We start from the raw sequence: 19409 nt of genomic DNA, 5'->3' as shown, positions 1-19409 counted from the left end.
GTTGTTAGCATTAGTCGTGCGGAAAGTTTGCCGTAAGCCGGGTTCTGTACTGTAAGTGGTATTAACGGGAACGACCCTCCCACTACAAGTGACAATCATCTATCTAGGCCATATATTGCTATATGGCTCAAGCAACTCACCCGAACGCGCCTCAGGCTAAGGCTGTAGCTCGAAGCTACTGCATTCTCTCGGTTTTGCTCCAGATGGGGTTTACCAGGAACGTAGTCACCCACGCCCCTCGTGGTCTCTTACACCACGGTTCCACCCTTACCTGTACTGACAAAAAGTCAGCCATCGGCGGTCCATTTCTGTGGCACTATCCTTCAGCTTGCGCCGACTGGACGTTATCCAGCATCCTGCCATGCGGAGCCCGGACTTTCCTCTCGTAGCATTTAGGCTACCAGCGATTGTCTGTCAAACTTTCCGATGCAGATTACAGTATACCTATTTCCGCACAATAACTCAAGTGTAAAGGTTAGGAAATTCAAAAAGCGGACTTTGATAACGATGGGTATGCTTGGCGGAGCGTATTCGACATCGCATCTGAAGTGAACTTGGAAAGTAAAGCATAAGCTTTCGATGTATGTTTCTTGCAGAAACATTGTAGGATCGCGTGTACGTAATCATGTACACTTGCGTTTCCGCCTTTCTCAAGTAGCGCTTCACCTCCTCGGCTTTCGAAAGCCCGCTTTTTGAACTTTTATTTAAAGTTTCGGGCATTGTTCGCTTGTGTACTCGCACCGTCCACATTGCTGGGTTTTGTTTCATTGCTTGTAATCACGATGTAACGCGTTGAAACATATTCAACGTCGCATTTCAGATAATGTCTCAATCAATATAACTATACAAAAGTAAAAGGCTCAGTATCTACTGAAGAAGCTACAATGTTTACATCCGCTTTTTCTTTGCTGCATTTGTTCGTAAGCCAGCTTGTAACACCTTGAATCATAACCTTCTCAATATGATGACCTGGATCAATAATGGTCATGCCATCTGCAAGCGCATCTTGAGCAGTATGAAAATCTATATCTCCAGTAATTAATACATCAGCACCTGAAAATTTGGCAGATTTCACATACTTGGCTCCCATACCACCGAGTACAGCGATTTTTTTGATCGGCGTATTAAGCTCACCTACAACACGTAATGCAGGCACATCATAAACTTTTTTTAGTTTCTCAGCTAGCTGACCAAGTGTTGTTGGTTCAACAAGAGCTCCACTTCGACCCAAGCCATATTGAATGCCTTGATTATGAATTGGAATGAGATCATAAGCTACTTCTTCATAAGGATGCGCCTTAATCATCGCTTGCACAACTTTACGTTGATTGCTACCTTGTACAATACATTCAAATCGGACTTCCTGTTCCTGATGTAACTCATGCTTCTTCCCAACATGTGGATTACTATTTTCTTCAGCCATAAAAGTACCTATACCCGCAGATTGATAACTGCAGTGACTGTAATTGCCTATATGTCCCCCGCCTGCACGCCATATTGCTTGCTGAACGTTCTCTAAGGACTTCTGAGGAATGAATACGACTAATTTGTACATTGGATCGACATAAGTTGTTTCAAGTGTTTTACGCCCGTCTGACACCATTCCAGCAGCATCTGCCAATAAGTCATTAACACCACCAATTGCAACATCAAGATTCGTATGTGAAATATATACAGCAATATCATTTTTAATTAATAATTCATACAATTTCCCGGCAGGGGTAGATGTATCTATTTTGGCAATGGGTCTGAAAATGATCGCATGATGCGCAATAATTAATTGTGCCCCAATAGAAATGGCCTCTTCCACAACCGCTAATGTAACATCAAGTGCAACGAGTACAATATCGATTTTTTTATCGAGTGATCCGAGCTGCAATCCAATATTGTCGTGCTCAACTGCATAATACTTCGGTGCAAACTGCTCCATATATTGTATTATTGTTTGTCCGTGAACAGCCATTCCAGTACCTCCGAAATGTGATTTTTCTCTCGCTCTGTAGCTTCAAGCTTCGCTTTTGCAGAATCTAGGGTAGATAGCTGCAGCGAATTGATAATGTAATCAAGCTTTTGTAATTCAGATTCCCACTTTTGTAGCAACACTTTATCGCGTTTAGGCAACAGATGTGGTCCCATTCTGAACATCAATGCTTCATTCATCGTATCGTTAAATGGTAATGTCATATGTGTACCACTGAATAATTGCTTGTTATGTTGTAGCGCCTCAACTGATTTGATGGCATGAAGCACTTCGTAGATTTTACCTTCTTCCTCGATAATCATCTCATCGATAAGTGCCCATTCATGACGAACTAGCCAGCTTCGAACTGTATCCTCTCCTACATTAGGCTGAAGAACTAATTCTTTTACTCCTTCTAATTGACCAGCTAGAAGACCTGCTTCAAGAATGTCGGACATTAATACGCCGCCCATGCCACAAATCGTAACCGTATCTACTTCATTCTGCTCTAGAATAACTAATCCATTACCACGTCTAGCATCAATTTTCGCGGTTAAGCCCGCATTCGCAATTTGCTTACGGGCCGCTTGCCACGGGCCTTCATTCAACTCTCCAGCAATTGCCGATGGGCATTTTGCTGACTGAACGAGATAAACCGGCAATAGCGCATGGTCAGAACCGATATCTGCTACTTTATTGCCTGCTGTTATGTAATTTGCAACGGTTTGAAGTCTTTTTGAAAGTTGAATCATTAAATTACCCACACCATCCATTGTTTTCGAAGTAAAAATAACGTTAATCCACCAGTAATCATTTTAGCAATAAGTTGAAGATGAAGAAAGTCTGTTTGATCAATGAACATAAATTGGAACATTTCAGGCATGAACCAAGTAAAGATTGCTGTTAATAACATCACGCCCGCTACAGGCCTGCTAAAGCGATGAACAAACCATGATAACCAACCATATAGAATAGCTAGCGGAACCCAGTACAGTTGAACCTCGTACCACGCTTGAGCTGTTGTAAGCTGATATAACATTAACGAATAGGCAAAAAGAAATGCGAGCCAGCCACTAAAGTGCAGAGCACTTAATTTTTGTTTAATTCCATATACAATCCAAATGAGTGCGCAAATAACGATTAAGCCGCCATTCCAATACCAACCTGTAAATTCATGATCATGGATCATAAATAATCCACCACATAAAAACAATAAATGACCTAATGTAATCGTTAAAAATCCGATCGGTACATTATTCTTCCTAATTCTTTCTCCAAGCCATAATAATAGCGCCGTTCCAACTAAGATGAGAGCGATTTGCAATACAATGTGAAAAACGCTAAAATAAAGCACAACAAACGAAATCAAGGTGAAAATTCCAAAAGTTAGAAACCACTGTTTTCCTGTTGCTTGAGAAACAGCCATAATTGCTTTTCCTACGAGATGCTCTGGCACCTCCGATTTGGGAGCTGCTACTGGATCAGCGTACAAGTTAATTAAAAAGTCGCAATAATGATCTGGCAATAATTTGGATCTTCGCCAATGTTCAATTTCTCGAACAATGATCGTTCTGCGTTCAGCTTTCATGGACATATTCCTTTCCTTAGCTTTATTGAGAAAATGACCTAACTGCAGCGCAGAAAGGTCATCTCATCATATATCATCTATTCAAGGAAATCTTTAAGACGTTTGCTGCGGCTTGGATGACGAAGCTTTCTAAGCGCTTTTGCTTCGATTTGACGAATACGTTCACGAGTTACACCGAAAACTTTACCAACTTCTTCTAATGTACGTGTACGACCATCATCTAGACCAAAACGTAAGCGAAGTACGTTCTCTTCACGCTCAGTTAAAGTATCTAGTACATCTTCAAGCTGTTCTTTTAATAATTCATAAGCAGCTGCATCTGCTGGTGCAAGTGCTTCTTGATCCTCAATAAAGTCACCAAGATGAGAATCATCTTCTTCACCGATAGGTGTTTCAAGTGACACTGGCTCTTGAGCGATCTTCATAATTTCACGAACTTTTTCAGTGCTTAATTCCATCTCAGCAGCAATTTCTTCTGGAGTTGGTTCGCGCCCAAGTTCTTGTAGTAATTGACGAGAAACACGAATTAGTTTGTTGATTGTTTCCACCATATGAACAGGAATACGAATCGTACGTGCTTGGTCAGCGATTGCGCGTGTAATGGCTTGACGAATCCACCATGTAGCATACGTACTGAACTTAAAGCCCTTCTCGTGGTCAAATTTCTCAACTGCTTTAAGTAGCCCCATATTACCTTCTTGAATTAAGTCTAGGAAAAGCATTCCACGTCCAACATAGCGTTTTGCGATACTTACAACAAGTCGCAAGTTCGCTTCTGCCAAACGTTTTTTCGCTTCTTCGTCACCCTTTTCAATCCGAATAGCAAGTTCAATCTCATCTTCTGAAGATAGCAATGGAACTCGGCCAATCTCCTTAAGATACATACGTACAGGGTCATTAATTTTGATACCTGGCGGCAACGCTAGATCATCATCAAAATTAAAGTCATCCTTTTCTTCACGCTCCTGATCATCTCCAGAAGGCGCAAGAGGGTTTACTTCTTCTTTTTCGTTCAATACCTCTATACCAAGGTCATCTAATTGCTCGAAAAATTCATCGATTTGCTCTGGTTCTTGATCGAAGGGAGCTAATTTCTCCATTATTTCTTTATAAGTTAATGAAGATTTTTTCTTACCTATTTCAATCAGTTGATCCTTCGCGTGATCTAACTTTTGCTCAGTATCTAATTCAGTATGCTGATCATTCGCCATTTTACGACTCCCTCCTCCCTAGAAATTAACTAAGAGAATTGTTAAGTTCTCTTTCAAGGGATATAATCTCAATACCTAATTGCGCTGCTAATATTGCATCACCAGCACGTTCAGCACGTACCATTAACTCTTTTTTCTGTACCAGTTCTTGCTGTCTCGGAACTTTACGTATATCTTGTATCCAAGCATTCATTATATCATCATCGAACGGGAATCCACCGTCCATCATCAACAATTCAGATGCTGTTCGCTCTAACTGCTCATCTTCCAATGTAGCCATAAAGCGTGAAGCATCTGCATCATAGCCTGATGCATAATACGCATATAAATATGCAGCTAATGCTGCATGATTGTATACGTTAAAGGAATCACCCAATTTTTCATGGACCGCCATGGCAACATCACGATCTCGCATCATAATATGCAATAAACGACGTTCTGCATTCACGTAGGCAGGCAATACAGTCGAGCGTATCTCTGTTTTCCGCTTTTCATTCCTACCATTATTCCACGAAACTTGGTTATTATCCCTTTGAGGCTTTAAATTTTGCTGCTGAATTCGATATTCATTACAATCTTGCTTCAATGCATCCAAAGAAAGTTCAAATTCTTTTGACATTTCCTTGAGATGAATTTCTCGCTCAGTAGATGAATCTAACTCCGCAACAATTTTTATTGCATCAACGATATATTCCCGTTTGCCTTCTTCTTTAGAAAGTATATGGTTCTTTCTAGAATATATAAGCTTAAATTTTGTAACTGAGACAGCTTCTTCTATAACTTGATAGAGAAAATTTTCTGCTCCATATGCTTCTATATATTCATCCGGATCCATTCCTTTCGGAAGTAAAGCTACTTTGACTACAACACCTGCCGCTTCTAATGAAGGAATGGATTTGTAGACAGCTGCTTGTCCAGCTGAATCGCCATCATAACAAACAATAACCTCATCTGCATGACGCTTCAACAACAAGGTATGTTCATCTGTCAATGCTGTTCCGAGTGTAGCAACTCCATTACTTACTCCTGCAGACCACCCCTTTATAACATCCATATATCCTTCGAATAGCACAATTTGCTTCGACTTTTTGATGGCAGGTCTCGCTAGATTTAAGTTGTAGAGCATTTTACTCTTCGTGAACAACATCGTTTCTGGAGAATTCAAATATTTAGGTTGTCCTTCTCCGATTATTCTGCCGCCAAAAGCGATAGCTTTACCATTTCGATCCCATATCGGAAACATAATCCGGCTACGAAAACGGTCAAAATAGTTTGTCCCATCATTTTTGACAGAAATTAATCCCGCTTTTTCCAACAATGCAGGTTCAAATCCGCGACCTGTTAAAAACCGCGTCAAAATGTCCCAATCACTTGGTGCAAAGCCGATCATAAATTGATCGATAAGCTTATCACTCAATCCTCGCGATAGTAAATAATTTTTGGCATCAGCACCTTGTTGTGTATTATTCAACAAATAATGATAGAACTTAATTGCTAGTTCATGAGCCTCAATAATTTTGTGACGAATACTATCTTGTGCATGAGAGTGAGCACTAGTGTTAGAAGACCACGTGATTGGTAATCCTGCATCTTCCGCAAGCATTCGTACGGCTTCCGGAAACGTATATCCCTCCATTTCTTCGACGAATCGAATCACGTTACCTCCTTTACCACAGCCATAGCAATGATAAATTTGTAACTCAGGGGTAACAGTGAATGAAGGAGTCTTTTCAGAATGAAATGGGCATAACCCCTTCATATATTTACCGTTTTTAGTTAAATGAACGTATTTCCCGACCACTTCTACAATGTCATGATGTCTTCTTACTGCATCAATGACTTCATCTGGTATTAAGTCTCCAGCCATAGTTCATCACCTTCACTATTAACACCATATTAATATTCGCTAAACTTCACAGTTCTCCTGCTAATTCTCTAAAATATTTGTCAGCTTTTGTTGAAATCTTTTCCTATCTTCATCTGTAAATGGCTTTGGACCCTTGCTGCGTAAGCCTTGTCTACGTCTTTTCGCTGATTCCGCTCTCCGCTCTAATAAGTAGTCAATATTGTCCTCAGTATATTGTTCTCCACGAAATGAGATCGTAATCGCATGTTTTGCCATAACAATACATGCCAGTCCGAAATCTTGCGTAATAACAATATCACCTCTTTTTACATAGTTAGCAATATACATATCAGCGGATTGATCGCTTCGGTCTACTTGAATCATTTCCACATCGGCTACATCAGGCAGACGATGATCGAATGATGCAACCATACATACTGAAGTCTGAAATTTCCGAGCAGTTTCGATGATTTCAGTTTTGACAGGACATGCATCACCATCAACGATAATTTTCAACTTATTCACCTTCTTAGATATCGCAGGCTCAAATATAATGTATTCATTATTATATACGTTATATCGGTAAAAAATCCTTCTATCATGAATTAGCCTTTTCTGATCTTTTCCATAATAAGACTTGCTGTTTCTTCTACTGCACGATGAGATACATCAATAACGGTACATTGCACTCGCTCCATAATTGATGCAGCGTAATTAAGCTCATACTTTATCCGCTCTGTTGTAGCATAAGAGGCTGTATCGGGTAAACCTAATGCCTTTAAACGTTCTTTCCGTATAATGTTCAAATAATTCAAATCTATTGTTAGACCGATTATTTTAGAGCTGTTCACTTGAAATAACTCATCAGGTGGTTTGATCTCAGGGACAAGCGGAACGTTGGCCACTTTAAACTTTTGATGTGCTAGATACATAGATAAAGGAGTTTTAGATGTACGAGACACCCCAATAAGAACGATATCAGCCTTTCTTACCCCAGAAGTATCTCTCGCATCGTCATATTTGACGGCAAATTCTACCGCTTCAACCTTTTTGAAATAATCTGCGTCAAGAACATGGTTAAGGCCAGGCTCTTCACGAGATTTTTTACCCGTTCGAGTTTCCAAAGTTTCAATAAAGGGACCAAGTAGATCAATCGCTTGAATGTCGAATTGTTCAGCTAACATCTTCATTCGCTCACGCAAATGTGGAATGACAAGCGTGTACATCACGATAGCATCTAACTGCTTCACTTTTAAAGCTACCTGATCAATGGCGGCTTCATTCGTTACGAATGGCGCTCTACGAATATCTGCATGAATAGGATGAAATTGTGCAATTGCTGCTCTTACTACAAGCTCGCCAGTATCTCCCGCAGCATCTGAAACAACATAGACAATGACATCAGATTGTGTATCTGGCATTGAAATTCCCCCTAAAATTTTAAAATCAAGGTTCAAAAAGCGAAGTGATACCCAGCAACGTGTACGGTACGAGTACACAAGCGGATATTCTTGAGCACGAAGCTTCAAATAAAGGTTCAAAAAGTGGGCTTTCAGAACCGAGAAGATGGAGCGATACTTGAGAAAGACGGAAGCGCAAGTGTACATGATTACGTACACGCGAACCGTACTTTCCAAGTAGCGCTTCATATTCGACGTCGAATAACCTCCGTAGCTAATCATCGTTATCAAAGTCCATTTTTTGAACTACCTTACCAAACTAATTTGGAAAGATCAGCGATTTGATGAATATCGTCTGCAATTAATGCAAGTGTAGCTAGACGATTACGTTTTACTGCAGCATCTTCTGCCATAACCATAACTGAATTGAAGTAAGCAACGATCGCTTCGCGAAGCGATGAAAGTAGCTCATAAGCAGCTTCTACATTACGCTTAGACATCATCTCAACAAATTGAGGATGTACATTGTTCCAAGCAGTAAATAACGCTTGTTCTGAAGCTTCTTGGAATAGTGACTCATCCACTTGCTTCGTTTCAGCTTTGGAAGCCAAATTGCATATACGGTTAAATGCTTCTACATTGTTTTTGAAATTCGCTTTATGCGATTCTTCCAATTGCTTCATTAATAATTCAGCACGTTTCTTCGTAAGCAGCAAATCACTGAAGCCTGCAACCATAACCGCATCGATCACATCGTATTTAGCACCTTGCTCAGATAACCAATTTTTCACCCGTAATCCGAAGAAATCCTGCAAATCTGTCGCAATTTCATCAATCGCACGCTTCATTCCACGCTGTTCGTGAACAGCTAGACTAAGCTCAAATAGCTGCTTCAATGATAATGGAAGATCATGCGCTAATAAAATTTGTACAATACCCGCAGCTTGACGACGTAGTGCATACGGATCCTGAGACCCTGTTGGTACGATACCAATCGAGAAACATCCGACAATAGTATCAATCTTATCGGCAAGACTGACGATTGCGCCTACCGTTTGTGATGGAACTAGATCACCTGAGAAGCGTGGCTGATAATGCTCATTAATTGCTTTAGCAACTTCAGCATCCTCGCCAAGACGATTCGCATAATCTTCGCCCATAATGCCTTGCAGCTCTGGGAATTCATATACCATTTGTGATACTAGATCGAATTTACAAATAGCTGCTGCACGTTCTACCTTTGTTTGAATGGACGCATCCACCTGTAATTGCTCAGCAATAAGATTGGCAGTAGCTACAGTACGACGAACCTTATCACCAACTGAACCTAATTCCTCATGATACACAATATTTTCAAGCTTCGCTAATGCCGCATCGATCGTTAATTTATGATCTTCTTCATAGAAGAATTTCGCATCAGAGAGACGAGCATGAAGCACTTTTTCATTACCTTTAGCAACAACATCAATAGAATGAGTATCACCATTGCGCACAGTTACAAAGTACGGAAGTAGCTTACCAGATTGATCTAGCACCGGGAAGTAACGTTGATGTTCACGCATCGAAGTAATTAGAACCTCTTGCGGGATATGCAGGAATGATTCATCGTATGTGCCAAACAATGTGCTCGGATATTCAACAAGGAATAATACTTCCTCTAGCAAATCATCCTTAATCGCAATTTTCCAACTTTTTTCTGTTGCAAGTGCCTCAATCTGCTTAACAATTAATTGCTCGCGCTCCTCTACATCTACAATGACAGATTGCGCACGTAGCTTAGCAACATAATCGCTAGCATTATCAATCGTAGTTTCTTCTCCAAGGAAGCGATGTCCGCGAGAAATGCTTCCAGTAGCTACACCGGCAAGTTCGAAATCAACAACCTCATTACCAAATAATGCAATCATCCAACGAATTGGACGAACGAAGCGCATCTCATAATTGCCCCAACGCATATTTTTCGGGAATGACATCGATGTAATAACATCAACGAAGCCTTGAGATAGAAGACTGGATGTTTCTACGCCAATGCTACTTTTCTTCGCATAAACGTATTCCACACCAGCAAGCTCTTGGAAGTACAATGCTTCCGGCTCAACACCTTGACTACGCGCGAATCCTAGTGCTGCTTTACTCCAATTTCCTGCATCATCCTGAGCAATTTTACGAGCTGGTCCTTTTGCTTCTTCTTCTATATCACTTTGCTTGTCTGCTACATCCGTTACAATTAAAGCTAATCGACGTGGTGTTGCATAGCTATTAATTGCTGTAAAAGAAATGCGATGGTCAACTAACCATTTTTCGAATTTTTGTTGTAATTGCTCCATTGCTCCTCGTACAAAACGAGCTGGAACTTCTTCCAAACCAAGCTCTAGCAATAAGTCTTTAGCCATCTTATTTCTCTCCTTTCTTCAATAACGGGAATCCTAGACGTTCACGTTCCTCTAGGTACGTTGCAGCAATCGAGCGAGCTAAATTACGAACACGACTAATGTAGCCCGTTCTTTCGGTAACACTAATTGCACCACGTGCATCTAACAAGTTGAATGTATGGGAACATTTCAATACGTAATCATAAGCAGGGAACACAAGACTTTGCTCCATTGTTTTTTTGGCTTCTTCTTCATACATATTGAATAAAGAGAATAGCATCGCTGTATCTGAAGTTTCAAATGTATATTTGGAATGTTCAAACTCCGGTTGGTGGAATACATCACCATACGTAACGCCGTCTACCCACTCTAGATCAAACACATTATCTTTTTGTTGAATATATGAAGCTAGACGCTCCATACCGTAAGTTATTTCAACTGCGATCGGACTCATATCGATGCCGCCAACTTGTTGGAAATACGTAAATTGTGTAACTTCCATACCATCAAGCCAAACTTCCCAGCCAAGACCCCAAGCACCTAGCGTTGGAGATTCCCAGTTGTCTTCGACGAAACGGATATCATGCTCTCTTGCATCGATACCAAGACGTTTCAAACTTTCAAGATATAACTCTTGAATATTGTCAGGTGAAGGCTTCAAAATAACTTGGAATTGATGATGTTGGTAAAGACGATTCGGATTCTCACCATAACGACCATCTGCTGGACGACGAGATGGCTCTACGTAGGCTACATTCCATGGCTCAGGCCCGATTGAGCGTAGAAATGTCATTGGATTCATCGTTCCTGCACCTTTTTCAACGTCATACGGCTGTACTAAAATACAGTTCTGCTCTGCCCAAAATTGTTGCAGTGTTAAAATCATGTTTTGAAAATTCATTCACGTTCAACCCCTTAATCTTTTCATTATTTAGTCGAGCTCCTTGCGTAGAACTAACACAGGTTCAGGTCATCTTGGCAAACAAAAAAACTCTCGCCTCTACGCCTGTTACCAGACATAGGGACGAGAGTTCTATTCCCGCGGTTCCACCCTACTTGACTATTCTACTGAATAATCCACTTTCATTCGAACGGCTCCAGAGCGCCTCGTATTGAGTTCGACCTGTTAGGCTTTCACCACCCCTAACTCGCTTATTGAGCGAACACATCTATACGTTTCTCTTTCTTAGCCTCATATTGATATTCTCATATTCTATTCAACAAAGAGTCAAATGTCAAACTAATTTCCCTAAGTTATCTAAGAACTGACGAGATTTCAACTTCAATCCTAATTGCGCATCGATTAAACCACGAACAAGTATTGTTAATTCCTTTTTCGTTTCTGTCGAAACCGAAACATTTCCTATTCTACGCATATCTATTCCTTTGAAAAATCTGAGTAGTTTTAGTGCAGATTCACTAATCAGTATTAGAGAAGCATCATTAGATGAGCATCTGGAGCACACAATTCCACCTGAATAGAACGACATTTTAAATGGACCAACATGATTACCACAATGAATGCACTCTTCAACAACGGGACTATACCCCGTCATTTGCAGCACTTTCAATTCATACAGTTGCGTAATTACTTCGTAGTCTTTACCGTCAGAGAGTGCAGCAAAACATGCTTTCAATTGTTCAAAATGTTGAACATTCACTTCTTCATCAAGAATACCACGATCGGTTAATTCTGCAATGTAGGATGCATGGGCAGACAGATCAAGATCTGACCGCAGAGCATGATTTGAGGAAATAATTTCAGCAGTTTGTAATGTGCCTAAACCAGTATTTCGCACAAATGAGAACTCTCCATATGTAAAAGGCTGTGCAAGCGAAGCGTGCTTGCTACGGACCTTTTTGGCACCGCGTACAAGCACGCCTACCTTACCAGAATTATTCGTAATGAGCGTTATTATTTTATGTGTCTCACCATAGTCCATCGTTCTTATTACGACACCTTCAACTCGATACAGCATTATATTGCTTCCCCCAACCACGGACGATCAAAAGTTAACGCGCTTGAGGAGTTACAACTGCCCATCTTCAAGCGGTAATTCTTCTACATCATCCTGAATACCAATTGCATCGGTATTGATCGAATCTTGTTGCTCCTCCATTGCTTTGAACAGCAAGTAAGATTCGACATCCCCGGTTAACGCAAAATATTTCCACGAAAATTCTCTCATTCGTATCCATCCTTTCCGCCCTTGGAAATGCTACTCCAGATGGTATTAGGATGAACAAATTAGCGAAAACTATCCTTAGTAAATTACGTCATTTACTAATCGTGCTTGAACCCAAGATCATTCAATACTCTGTCCTGATTGCGCCAATCCTTCTTAACTTTCACCCAAATTTCAAGGAACACTTTTGAGCCAAGTAAATTCTCAATATCAATACGCGCGTTTTGGCCAACTTCCTTCAGAAGTGCGCCACGTTTACCAATAATGATCCCTTTTTGTGAATCGCGCTCAACAAACACAACTGCGCCAATATAGACAACTCCGTTGTCCTGCACACGCATATCTTCAATATTAACTGCAATAGAATGCGGAATCTCATCACGAGTTAGATGTAAAATCTTCTCACGAACCATTTCTGCACAAACAAATTGTTCAGGATGATCTGTCACTTGATCAGCTGGATAATATTGCGGTCCTTCCGGTAAATATTTCCCAAGCTGTTCCATTAATGTTTCAGTGTTATTTCCTTTTAACGCAGAAATAGGAACGATCTCAGCAAAGTTATATAAATCTTTATATTTCATAATTGTTTTCATTAACGATTCTGGATCAACTTTATCTAATTTATTTATAACTAAAAAGACCGGCGTTTTAACCTTTTGCAATTGTTCAATAATATAACGATCGCCACCGCCAATTGGCTCAGATGCATCAATTAGAAACATCACCGCTTCAACTTCACGCAGTGCACTTTCCGCTGATTTCATCATGTAATTTCCAAGTTTGGAATTCGGTTTATGAATACCAGGCGTATCAAGAAATACAATTTGCATATTATCCTTCGTATATACACCATGAATTTTGTTACGGGTCGTTTGTGGCTTGTCCGACATAATCGCAATCTTTTGGCCGATAAGATTATTCATCAACGTAGATTTACCTACATTCGGTCTACCGATGATCGCTACAAAGCCAGAGCGAAATTTATTCTTGCTGTTATTTCCTTGTTGATTCATTAATTATTGCTCCTTCTAATACTATTTATTAACTACCTCTCAAGCGAGGACGGAGAGAATGCTCCTGGAAGTAATTCGCCTACCGTCATAACTCTACATTCCCCTGCTAAATTCCCCATAATAACTAATGTATCTGGTTCACATAACTCTATCATCACTTGACGACAAACACCACAAGGGGTTATTGGATCAATCGTATCACCAACAACTGCAATCGCTGTAAATGTTCTTGGTGCAACTCCTGCAGCAATAGCACTGAAAAGTGCTGTGCGCTCCGCACAATTCGTAGGACCGTACGCAGCATTCTCAATATTACAACCAAGATGGATACGTCCGTCCTGATCTAAAGCGGCCGCTCCCACTCGAAATTGTGAATATGGTACGTATGCAAGCTTCATCGCTTCCTTTGCTTGGGAAAGGAGATGCTGTTGCGCCGCTAGCTCCATCAATATCCCTCTTCTCGCTTGTGATCAGGATGTGTTGCTTAAACACCCATTAGAAAATCAGCTCCCATAGCTTCGGCACAATAACGATACTCCCGATGCATACAGCAGCAATTGCCATTATTAGAACAGCACCAGCGGCAACATCCTTCGCTACTTTTGCTAGTTGCTGATGCTGTGGACTTACAAGATCGACTAACGCTTCGATTGCTGTATTAACTAGCTCCAAGCTGATTACTGTCGCAATAACTAAAACTATAATACACCATTCTAGCGCAGAAAGTGAAACAATGGCACCAAGTATAAGAACTATCGGTGCCACTGTCAAATGGATTTTCATATTTCGTTGTGTTGAAACGCCATACCAAATTCCTTCTAATGCATAGCCCACACTACGAACAAACTTAATCATTAGCGTGTCAAACCAACTTGTTGCAGTACTGCTTCTTGTTTTTGAGTCATTACTTCTTCAGCTTCATCATCCTGATGATCGTAGCCAAGCAAATGTAGAAACCCATGTACAAATAAGAAGCCTATTTCACGTTCAAGCGAATGACCATATTCAATCCGTTGCTCTTCCGCACGCTCTACAGAAATAATAATATCTCCAAGCATGCCTGATATTGGGTCGATTTCATCTTCACTCTCAACTTCAAAAATGATATTCAATTCATCTACACCATCATCATTAAGCGCGAAAGATAACACATCCGTTGGACGATCAATATTGCGGTACTGTTTATTCAATTCTTGAATTTCTTCATTATTAGTAAATGTTAAGGTCACTTCACCCGAAGTTAATCCTTCGTTGTCAGCTGCAATTTGTAATATAGCAGTTAATTTTTCGATCCATACGTCAGGAATATCAAATTGTGTTTGATTATTATTCCAATCTAATATTATGCTCATTAATTCTACTCCTTCTCGTTAGTTTTCAGCTTCACATCATCTGGATATTCGATACGTGAGTGAAATATTCCCATTAAGCTTTCCTTTAATGACTGTGCTATTTTATCTAGTTCCTTCATCGTCAGATCACATTCATTGTACTGATTGTCATCTACTCTGTTTTTAATTATTTTGTGAATCATTTCTTCAACTTGTACAATCGTAGGATTACGCAAACTTCGAACCGCCGCTTCCACACAATCAGCAATCCCAACAACTGCTGCTTCTTTAGACTGCGCCTTAGGACCAGGATAACGGAAATCATCCTCCGTGAAGTCTTGATCGACATCTTGGTCTTTGGCTTCTTGCAACGCCTTGTAATAGAAGAACTTCAAAGAGGTAGTTCCATGATGTTGCTCCGCAATATCTCTTAACTGCTTAGGTATATTGTAAGCTTTCAACATTTCCGCGCCATCTTTAGCATGCGCAACAATAATGGACTTACTCAGCATTGGATCAATCGTGTCATGAGGATTACTCATATTGGTCTGATTTTCAATGAAATAGCTTGGACGCTTCGTCTTACCTAGATCATGATAGAAGGAACCTACTCTACACAACAGTCCATTTGCCCCGATCGATTCTGCTGCAGCTTCTGCTAGATTTCCGACCATTACACTATGGTGATATGTACCAGGTGTTTCAGTCAGTAATTTGCGAAGTAATGGATGATTCGGACTAGATAATTCTACAAGCTTCAAAGCAGACAATATTCCAAATGAAATTTCAAAAAACGGCATTAGACCGACGACAAGAATAGATGTAATTAAACCTCCACCAAAAGCTGCTCCCAAAGAATATAATACTGACATACGTTCTAATTGTTCCGCCATTAATAGCATCGTTAATACACAGAACGTTCCAAATAAGCTTACCATTATTCCTGCTTTCAATATTGCAGATCGTTGACTAGCATGTTTAATCGAATATATAGCTGCTAATGAAATAACAATAATATACACTCCAAATTTGAAATCAAGCAGCAATGTCGTACTTGTATTCAATATAACCGATCCTACAATACTGAAAATAAATGTACTTGCCATCGCCAAATGTTCATCGATCAGCAGTGTGATTAACATAACGCCAAGTGCTGCAGGAGCAAAGTAACCTGCAATATTTGCCGTCTCCGCCTGAATGAGTGAAGTCAGTTGAAGAACACCACAATTAATTAGGAAGATCAGCAATAGCATAAGTAGCTGTGTGTTATTGTATCTTGCCAATTTCAAGCCAACGCCTGACGTTTGTGATAAATACACATAGAGAAACGCACTTAGCATTAAGGATAACAGTACTACACCTACTCGTGACCAATGATGATCAGTACCTTGAAGCATATTCGCTTCCGTTAACAAGGCATAGAGCTCAGGTGTAATTTCTTGATTTTTCTGCACAATCACTTCATTCTCTTTGTAAATGATCGGTGTTGTATTGTTACGCGCTTCTTCTCTTGCTTCATCTGTCATTGTTTTGTCAAAAAACTTATTCGGCATAATTGAAAACCGAGCCATTTCTTGAACGATCTCACGAGCTGTACGGTTAGAAATGACACTCGAATTGACCATTTCAGCTACTTGAGTTCGAACCGTTTCAGCGCTGCGAATTGGATCACTTGTCAGCTTTCGCACAATTTCCTTGGCTACCATTCTCATCTCAGCAAGCTGCTCTTGTGTCATCTGTGGCAGCTTGTAGAAGGTCTCTTCAGGAATTGTGTAGCGTTGCTCTTTCGTAATATTACTCATTTCTTCCAACAATAGTTCGTTGTAAGTGCTAATAGCATGAGTGGTTTCCACAAATGAATTAATATGTGTTTCATAGCGACCAGGAATTTCTGAGCGATAAATATCTATTTTATCTTCTTTGCTAACTTGATCATCCGCATTTAAATGTTCAATTCTTAGAAATATAGACTCAACTAAAGATTCATTACGTAATGCAACGACCGAATAAGCATCCTCGATTTGATTGGCAGCTGCTTCCTCTGCTTCTCTCGTTGCTTTCTCATCTCTAATTTGTGTAGGTGCTTTTATCTCTTTGTCACTCAATGATCCCTCAGAAATATTGTACGTCTCGGGGATAATATGAGATGCTAGATTGAAATAGAAAAGAACGACGAATAACGCCATCAATATCCATTTTACTAGAGTGCTTTGTCTCCAGCCCGTGAACTTTAAGTTACTATCCTTAACATTTCGGTTATTATTTTGATGTGTCATTCACCATCATCCTTTCCTCAAAATCTAGATTTATATGGATTATGATTGGGATTCAGCATCACGATCGTATGCCATAATAATTTTTTGAACAAGGGTGTGACGAACAACATCCTGTTCCGTAAAAATCATCATGCCAATTTCATCGATATTTGAAAGAACACGCCTCGCTTCAATTAATCCAGAGTTTTTCCCTCTTGGTAAATCAATTTGCGTAACATCACCATTGATAACCATTTTCGCTCCGAAACCAAGTCGAGTAAGAAACATTTTCATCTGTTCCGGCGTTGTGTTCTGAGCTTCATCTAAAATAATAAAAGCATCGTCAAGCGTTCTACCCCGCATATAGGCAAGTGGAGCAATTTCTATCATTCCACGCTCAATCGCTTTAACCGTTTGTTCTGCTCCAAGTACATCGTGAAGAGCATCATATAGTGGACGCAAATATGGATCTACCTTTTCCTGCAAATCACCTGGTAAGAAGCCTAGATTTTCACCTGCTTCTACTGCTGGACGTGTCAATATAATCCGCTTTACTAAATTCTCTTTCAATGCCGCAACAGCTAGTACAACAGCTAAATATGTTTTACCTGTTCCAGCTGGACCGATACCAAATACAATATCAAGCTTGCGAATTAATTTTGCGTAATGACGTTGGCCAAGCGTTTTGACCATAATCTTTTTACCGCGATATGTAGTAGCTAACGGTTTTTTGAATAAATCTAATAGCTCCTCTGCTTGCATCTTCAATGCAAGATCCAGTGCATAAGTCATATCTCTTTCAGAAGGCGTATATCCTTCTCGAACTAATTGTAGTAGTACTTGATACAACTGCTCCAAAGAATCTACTTCATTACTAGGACCACTAATCGTAATTTCTGCATCTCTTGAAGAAATTTTCGCATTAACTCTTTGTTCAATTAGACGTAAATATTTATCCTGCGGACCAAAAATAGCTAAAGCTTCTTCCGCATTTTGGACTAGAATTTTGACTGTTTTCGCTTCAGTTTGCAACTATACTCAATCTCCCTGCATTTGGACTATTGGTAATTCCTTCGTAATTAATTGATTCACTTCAAAAAGCACCTTCATAACAACTTTACCATTGTCCGTCACTTCATGCAAAACAATTTCACTAACAATACGTGCATCTTCTCCAGCAAAAGATCTAACATTAATTCGTGCTTGCTCTAAACTTGCAAGTTTTGCCTGCTCCACCGTTAACTCTACTTGTGCAAAATTGGACTCATGCTCAACTTCTTTCATTGTACCAAGTGGTAATTCGAATGGCCCTATGTGAAGCTGCTCTCTTGTAGTGAGCACTTCCGACTTCTCATATGGTGTTTGTCCATATCCTGAAATCTGCATCGCTCGATTACCAATTACAAAGTAGTTCCGTTGCTGTCTCTCACCAGTATACGCTCTATACTTCTGTATTAACGGTGAAGAGACTTTATATTCATACCAGACAAGCCCTGTAACTTTTCCTTTGGCAACAACAACCTCAGAATGTGCCTCAGTTCCAATAATTCCTGAAATTAATGTTTGTCCCTTTTTCACACGATTATTTTTGCGAACAAGTGGTTTTCCTTCTTCTGCTATTATGTACGTAATGACAGCATCATTTGTTGCAACAAGATGGCGCGGACTATACTTCTCTTGTACTTCTGGGATGGTCATTTCTACAACTTGTATTTTCACCTTCGTACCTTCCTTCACCACGCCAATCCAATTCGTACCTGGTATTGCATTAACCAAACTTTTCGAAATAATATCTGTATCTTGCAAGCGGAAGGACCATTGCAACGGATAGAGTCCCTCCGCCTTTGCAGCTGCAATGATTTCATCTTTTGGAATACGCTCATTCCCTTCAACCTCAACAGTCCAAACTAATGAAGATAGTACAAAAATAATAGAGAAAAATAATGCTACCCCTACGGAAAACCAGATCCGCTTTTCTATCCGATTCAACAAAAATGGGAACCCTTCTTTGCGGATCAGTCGCATCTTACTCCCAGCTACTCGAATATATTTTTTGAGTGCAAAGTATTGTGCCAAGCTTACTTCAAATCTGACAACTTCTGAGCTTGTCCAACGAATATTAGCTAATGCTAATTTCGCAGATAACACCTCGTTAAGGAAACGAGCAACGTCTCCTCCGTGCAACTCGACCTCAACTCGGCCCTTCATCCAATCTACTATTGATCCTTTCATTGCAACCCCTCC

Annotated in this window: 19 protein-coding genes and 1 other RNA gene; 1 reads left to right on the top strand and 19 read right to left on the bottom strand. The window is 40.1% G+C overall.

The features are described 5' to 3' along the window. Nucleotides 1-18: 18 nt before the first annotated feature. From rnpB to AC1TPB_RS01300, 8 genes are all read right to left on the bottom strand, one after another. Nucleotides 19-423, bottom strand: an RNA gene (gene rnpB, locus AC1TPB_RS01335) — RNase P RNA component class A. A 418-nt stretch (nt 424-841) separates the two neighbouring features. Next, nucleotides 842-1963, bottom strand: a complete 1122-nt coding sequence (locus tag AC1TPB_RS01330; protein WP_482074840.1) for a Nif3-like dinuclear metal center hexameric protein — start codon at nt 1961-1963, stop codon at nt 842-844. Next, entirely contained in the window at nt 1939-2712 is a 774-nt protein-coding gene (locus AC1TPB_RS01325) for a tRNA (adenine(22)-N(1))-methyltransferase (RefSeq protein ID WP_482074839.1), read from the bottom strand. Before AC1TPB_RS01325 ends, AC1TPB_RS01330 begins: the two co-directional genes overlap by 25 nt. After that, nucleotides 2712-3548 (bottom strand): hypothetical protein, encoded by an 837-nt coding sequence (locus AC1TPB_RS01320; protein ID WP_482074838.1) that lies wholly within the window; start codon nt 3546-3548, stop codon nt 2712-2714. Before AC1TPB_RS01320 ends, AC1TPB_RS01325 begins: the two co-directional genes overlap by 1 nt. 77 nt (nt 3549-3625) lie before the next feature. Beyond that, entirely contained in the window at nt 3626-4759 is a 1134-nt protein-coding gene (gene rpoD, locus AC1TPB_RS01315) for an RNA polymerase sigma factor RpoD (protein ID WP_482063336.1), read from the bottom strand. 25 nt (nt 4760-4784) lie between these two features. Beyond that, the gene (gene dnaG, locus AC1TPB_RS01310; protein WP_482074837.1) at nt 4785-6626 is read right to left on the bottom strand and encodes a DNA primase; all 1842 of its coding nucleotides are present in this window, start codon (nt 6624-6626) and stop codon (nt 4785-4787) included. Nucleotides 6627-6686: 60 nt separating this feature from the next. Then, nucleotides 6687-7130 carry a YaiI/YqxD family protein gene (locus AC1TPB_RS01305; RefSeq protein ID WP_482063334.1) on the bottom strand — a complete coding sequence of 148 codons (444 nt, stop codon included), beginning with the start codon at nt 7128-7130 and terminating at the stop codon, nt 6687-6689. Between the two features lie 80 nt (nt 7131-7210). Next, on the bottom strand, nt 7211-8026 hold the full coding sequence (locus AC1TPB_RS01300; RefSeq protein WP_482074836.1) for a pyruvate, water dikinase regulatory protein: 816 nt from the start codon (nt 8024-8026) through the stop codon (nt 7211-7213). Between the two features lie 90 nt (nt 8027-8116). Between AC1TPB_RS01300 and AC1TPB_RS01295 the strand changes: the two genes are divergently transcribed. Continuing rightward, nucleotides 8117-8350: a hypothetical protein gene (locus tag AC1TPB_RS01295; RefSeq protein WP_482074835.1), complete on the top strand. Its 234-nt coding sequence runs from the start codon at nt 8117-8119 to the stop codon at nt 8348-8350. Here AC1TPB_RS01295 and glyS read toward each other — a convergent pair. From glyS to yqfD, 11 genes are all read right to left on the bottom strand, one after another. Then, nucleotides 8317-10398, bottom strand: a complete 2082-nt coding sequence (gene glyS / locus AC1TPB_RS01290) for a glycine--tRNA ligase subunit beta (protein WP_482074834.1) — start codon at nt 10396-10398, stop codon at nt 8317-8319. The two genes, AC1TPB_RS01295 and glyS, sit on opposite strands and share 34 nt — an antisense overlap. 1 nt (nt 10399) lies before the next feature. Further along, nucleotides 10400-11278 carry a glycine--tRNA ligase subunit alpha gene (glyQ, locus tag AC1TPB_RS01285; RefSeq protein ID WP_482063331.1) on the bottom strand — a complete coding sequence of 293 codons (879 nt, stop codon included), beginning with the start codon at nt 11276-11278 and terminating at the stop codon, nt 10400-10402. A 334-nt stretch (nt 11279-11612) separates the two neighbouring features. Next, entirely contained in the window at nt 11613-12356 is a 744-nt protein-coding gene (gene recO / locus AC1TPB_RS01280; protein WP_482074833.1) for a DNA repair protein RecO, read from the bottom strand. A gap of 51 nt (nt 12357-12407) precedes the next feature. Next, nucleotides 12408-12566, bottom strand: coding sequence for a YqzL family protein (locus AC1TPB_RS01275; RefSeq protein ID WP_482063329.1), 159 nt, complete (start codon nt 12564-12566; stop codon nt 12408-12410). Between the two features lie 95 nt (nt 12567-12661). Then, complete coding sequence (gene era / locus AC1TPB_RS01270; RefSeq protein ID WP_482074832.1) at nt 12662-13579, bottom strand: GTPase Era; 918 nt, start codon at nt 13577-13579, stop codon at nt 12662-12664. 32 nt (nt 13580-13611) lie between these two features. After that, nucleotides 13612-14025 (bottom strand): cytidine deaminase, encoded by a 414-nt coding sequence (locus AC1TPB_RS01265; protein WP_482074831.1) that lies wholly within the window; start codon nt 14023-14025, stop codon nt 13612-13614. Nucleotides 14026-14074: 49 nt separating this feature from the next. Next, entirely contained in the window at nt 14075-14434 is a 360-nt protein-coding gene (locus tag AC1TPB_RS01260; protein WP_482074830.1) for a diacylglycerol kinase family protein, read from the bottom strand. Then, a complete protein-coding gene (gene ybeY / locus AC1TPB_RS01255; RefSeq protein WP_482074829.1) occupies nt 14434-14931 on the bottom strand; it encodes an rRNA maturation RNase YbeY in 498 nt (165 codons plus the stop codon). Before ybeY ends, AC1TPB_RS01260 begins: the two co-directional genes overlap by 1 nt. Nucleotides 14932-14936: 5 nt before the next feature. After that, nucleotides 14937-17186, bottom strand: a complete 2250-nt coding sequence (locus AC1TPB_RS01250) for an HD family phosphohydrolase (protein WP_482074828.1) — start codon at nt 17184-17186, stop codon at nt 14937-14939. A 39-nt stretch (nt 17187-17225) separates the two neighbouring features. Beyond that, nucleotides 17226-18197 (bottom strand): PhoH family protein, encoded by a 972-nt coding sequence (locus AC1TPB_RS01245; protein WP_482074827.1) that lies wholly within the window; start codon nt 18195-18197, stop codon nt 17226-17228. A 6-nt stretch (nt 18198-18203) separates the two neighbouring features. After that, nucleotides 18204-19397, bottom strand: a complete 1194-nt coding sequence (gene yqfD / locus AC1TPB_RS01240; protein WP_482074826.1) for a sporulation protein YqfD — start codon at nt 19395-19397, stop codon at nt 18204-18206. Nucleotides 19398-19409 lie beyond the last annotated feature (12 nt).

It is taken from the genome of Paenibacillus sp. Y951 (genome assembly GCF_056786395.1).
Note: the sequence above shows the minus strand (reverse complement) of the source record. Positions and strands in the feature narration are given on the sequence as shown.

Excerpts from the sequence above, each read along its gene's own strand:
- AC1TPB_RS01330 (WP_482074840.1), bottom strand. The coding sequence starts at position 1,963 with ATGGCTGTTCACGGACAAACAATAATACAATATATGGAGCAGTTTGCA.
- AC1TPB_RS01325 (WP_482074839.1), bottom strand. The coding sequence starts at position 2,712 with ATGATTCAACTTTCAAAAAGACTTCAAACCGTTGCAAATTACATAACA.
- AC1TPB_RS01320 (WP_482074838.1), bottom strand. The coding sequence starts at position 3,548 with ATGAAAGCTGAACGCAGAACGATCATTGTTCGAGAAATTGAACATTGG.
- rpoD (WP_482063336.1), bottom strand. The coding sequence starts at position 4,759 with ATGGCGAATGATCAGCATACTGAATTAGATACTGAGCAAAAGTTAGAT.
- dnaG (WP_482074837.1), bottom strand. The coding sequence starts at position 6,626 with ATGGCTGGAGACTTAATACCAGATGAAGTCATTGATGCAGTAAGAAGA.
- AC1TPB_RS01300 (WP_482074836.1), bottom strand. The coding sequence starts at position 8,026 with ATGCCAGATACACAATCTGATGTCATTGTCTATGTTGTTTCAGATGCT.
- glyS (WP_482074834.1), bottom strand. The coding sequence starts at position 10,398 with ATGGCTAAAGACTTATTGCTAGAGCTTGGTTTGGAAGAAGTTCCAGCT.
- glyQ (WP_482063331.1), bottom strand. The coding sequence starts at position 11,278 with ATGAATTTTCAAAACATGATTTTAACACTGCAACAATTTTGGGCAGAG.
- recO (WP_482074833.1), bottom strand. The coding sequence starts at position 12,356 with ATGCTGTATCGAGTTGAAGGTGTCGTAATAAGAACGATGGACTATGGT.
- AC1TPB_RS01275 (WP_482063329.1), bottom strand. The coding sequence starts at position 12,566 with ATGAGAGAATTTTCGTGGAAATATTTTGCGTTAACCGGGGATGTCGAA.
- era (WP_482074832.1), bottom strand. The coding sequence starts at position 13,579 with ATGAATCAACAAGGAAATAACAGCAAGAATAAATTTCGCTCTGGCTTT.
- AC1TPB_RS01265 (WP_482074831.1), bottom strand. The coding sequence starts at position 14,025 with ATGGAGCTAGCGGCGCAACAGCATCTCCTTTCCCAAGCAAAGGAAGCG.
- AC1TPB_RS01260 (WP_482074830.1), bottom strand. The coding sequence starts at position 14,434 with ATGATTAAGTTTGTTCGTAGTGTGGGCTATGCATTAGAAGGAATTTGG.
- ybeY (WP_482074829.1), bottom strand. The coding sequence starts at position 14,931 with ATGAGCATAATATTAGATTGGAATAATAATCAAACACAATTTGATATT.
- AC1TPB_RS01250 (WP_482074828.1), bottom strand. The coding sequence starts at position 17,186 with ATGACACATCAAAATAATAACCGAAATGTTAAGGATAGTAACTTAAAG.
- yqfD (WP_482074826.1), bottom strand. The coding sequence starts at position 19,397 with ATGAAAGGATCAATAGTAGATTGGATGAAGGGCCGAGTTGAGGTCGAG.